At 57.2% G+C, this 2,451-nt stretch carries 3 protein-coding genes; 2 read left to right on the top strand and 1 reads right to left on the bottom strand.

Annotated elements, in window-relative coordinates; translation table 11 throughout:
* Nucleotides 1-211: 211 nt before the first annotated feature.
* Nucleotides 212-1,093 carry a LysR family transcriptional regulator gene (locus tag NW819_RS01730; RefSeq protein WP_414343826.1) on the bottom strand — a complete coding sequence of 294 codons (882 nt, stop codon included), beginning with the start codon at nt 1,091-1,093 and terminating at the stop codon, nt 212-214.
* 174 nt (nt 1,094-1,267) lie between these two features.
* Here NW819_RS01730 and NW819_RS01725 point away from each other — a divergent pair, with 174 nt between their 5' ends.
* Nucleotides 1,268-1,732 carry a redox protein gene (locus NW819_RS01725; RefSeq protein ID WP_414343843.1) on the top strand — a complete coding sequence of 155 codons (465 nt, stop codon included), beginning with the start codon at nt 1,268-1,270 and terminating at the stop codon, nt 1,730-1,732.
* Nucleotides 1,733-1,937: 205 nt separating this feature from the next.
* Nucleotides 1,938-2,451: deoxyribose-phosphate aldolase (deoC, locus tag NW819_RS01720; RefSeq protein WP_414412706.1), on the top strand; the 514-nt coding region annotated here is incomplete at its 3' end.

Raw genomic sequence — 2,451 nt, 5'->3', positions numbered from 1 at the left:
ATCTAGTTTGAAATGACTATAGACCTGCAATGATATAGACCTGCAATGAAATAAACCCATGCTGGTCAGGGAAGCCAAACTCCTCAACGCCGCTCCAGCGCCATACCAAGCCTTGGATGAGGCCCTGCCCAGTTTGTCCGCAACCAATGCTTGCGTCACTGGATGGATGAGCGTGGTGTCAACAAAGCTGCCTTGTACTCCCGATGCAATGTTAACTTGGCAACTGGGATGGGTTTCCCCGCAAGGCTTCCAGGAAGGCAAATACTGCAGGCGGATGCAGCGCAGAGGCCAGAACAGCAGCTCCGATCACCCGCTCCAGTGGGATCGGCAGCCGGCGGATCTGGATCCCTTCGGGAATGGGGATGGCGGCCAAGCGGGGCAAGATGGCAGCCCCCAGACCCTGCGCCACCATGTTCACAATGGTGGAGTCTTCCTTCACCAAGTAGGCCACCTTGAGGGTTTGGTGAGCGGCTTCCCAGTGGTTCCGCACCGCGGTGGTGCATTCGGCGTAGTTGTAGAGAATGTAGGAAAAACGGGAAAGATCCTCCCAGGTCAGGGTTTCCGGCAGGGGCCCAAAACTCAGCGGAACCAACACAATGAACTCATCGCGGGCAATCTCCCACGTCTGGAGATCCTCAGCAGCCCGCGGCAGGGGCAATAGACCAATATCCACCTGGCCTGATCGCAACAGATGTTCAACAGTGGCCGGATCTTCCTCTGTAAGGGTGAGGGTAATCTGGGGAAATTGTTGGCGGAAGCGGGCGATCACCGGCGGCAGCAAATGGGTTGCAGCACTGCGAAAAGCGGCAACTCGCACATTTCCCCCCCGCAACCCTTTTTCCAGGTTGGCCTCATAATCCATTTGTTCCCGCAGTTGCAGCATTTTGCGAACATGGCGCAGCAGTCGCTCCCCCACCGGGGTTAGGCGCGCCCCAAAGCGACCGCGCACCAACAGGGTCACCCCCAGTTCTTCCTCCAGGCTGGCAATGGCCCGGCTCACCGCCGACTGGGAAATGTGCAATTGCAGGGCAGCATCGCTGAAATTTCCCCGCTCCACCACAGCCACCAGGGTTTGCAGTTGCGAGATGTTCATGGATCCCATCTATTCGATCTGCGCATAGATGTGATGCTATCTCAGGTTTGAACCCTCCGCCGCGCCTGACTAAACTACGACATAGCTTCCCCTTCACACTGCGAAATAACGCGAAACAGTGTGAAATCATCTTTATCTTCCTGTCGTTGGTCAAGTGTCCCTATGTCGAGATCCATGTTTGCCCTATTGCCTTTCCATCAATTTCGAGATACTCCCGGCGTGCGTTTTTTCGACATCACGGTTGCGCGATCCAACGCCCGCGATTTGGTTTACCACGATGGGCCGGCCATCAGTCCCCCCAATAATCCTCAGGGCTATTGGCAGTTTTATATGCATCCACACCAAGAGGACAACCTACTGGCTCTATGGGGCGGACGGACGTTTTACCTGGTGAATTTTAGCTGGAGGGATCCCTTCCATATTGTGCGCCTGGAAGCGAACCGAGGCATTTTGCGCATTCCTCCCGGCACTTTTCACCGTTCCGTCTCCGATCCAGAGGGATCCATCGTATTGAACCAGGCGGTGCGCGACGAAAAAGCCATCTTGGAAAAAGAATTTCGCATCTACGACAGCAGCCGTATTCCCCGATTGCTGCAGGTGACCTCGGCACCCGCCCCTTTGCCCCGCATTTGTGCCTGAGTACAGTTAACCCATGCCCCCCCGCGAGTCAATCAGGGCTCGCAATCGGGCAGCAGCCTGTGTGAGCTGTGCCGAGGGAATGGACACTGTGGGGTCGAAGGGATGCCCTGGTGGGTTGGCTGTGGCCAGAGGCTCAGCCCTCTTTGGGGATCCCTGCAGGTGAAAACTGAAGCTAGAGTAAAGATGGGTGCTGGGGGATCGACCAATGCTCTCTCTGGAGCGCAAGGGCATAGCGGATAGCTCGCTCAATTTGGCGGAGTACATCGACCATACTCTGCTGTTGCCGATGGTTACTCCAGAACAGATTGACCAGGGGTGTGAGATCGCCCTGCGCTATGGCTTCCCCACTTTTTGTGTTCCTCCCTGCTATGTGCCGCGGGTGGTGGAGCGGCTGCACGGATCCCCGGTCAAGGTGAGCACGGTGGTGGGGTTTCCCCTGGGCACAACCACTGCAGAGGCCAAGCTTTACGAGGCCCAACTGGCGGTGGAGCAGGGGTGCCGGGAGCTGGACGTCCGCATCAACTTGGCTTGGCTCAAGGCGGGAGAGCTGGATCGCCTCCATGCCGAGATTGCCCAACTGGTGGAAGAAACGGGGGTTTGCGTCAAGGCCATTTTGGAAACGGCTCTGCTGACCGAGGAGGAGAAAAAGCTGGCCGGGGAGATTTGTATCGATGCGGGGGCGGCTTTTTTGATGACCTCCACCGGCTGGATGGGGGGGG

Source organism: Synechococcus sp. R8-2, assembly GCF_047461715.1.
In the GTDB taxonomy this organism is placed as follows: Bacteria; Cyanobacteriota; Cyanobacteriia; order Thermostichales; family Thermostichaceae; genus Thermostichus.
Note: the sequence above shows the minus strand (reverse complement) of the source record. Positions and strands in the feature narration are given on the sequence as shown.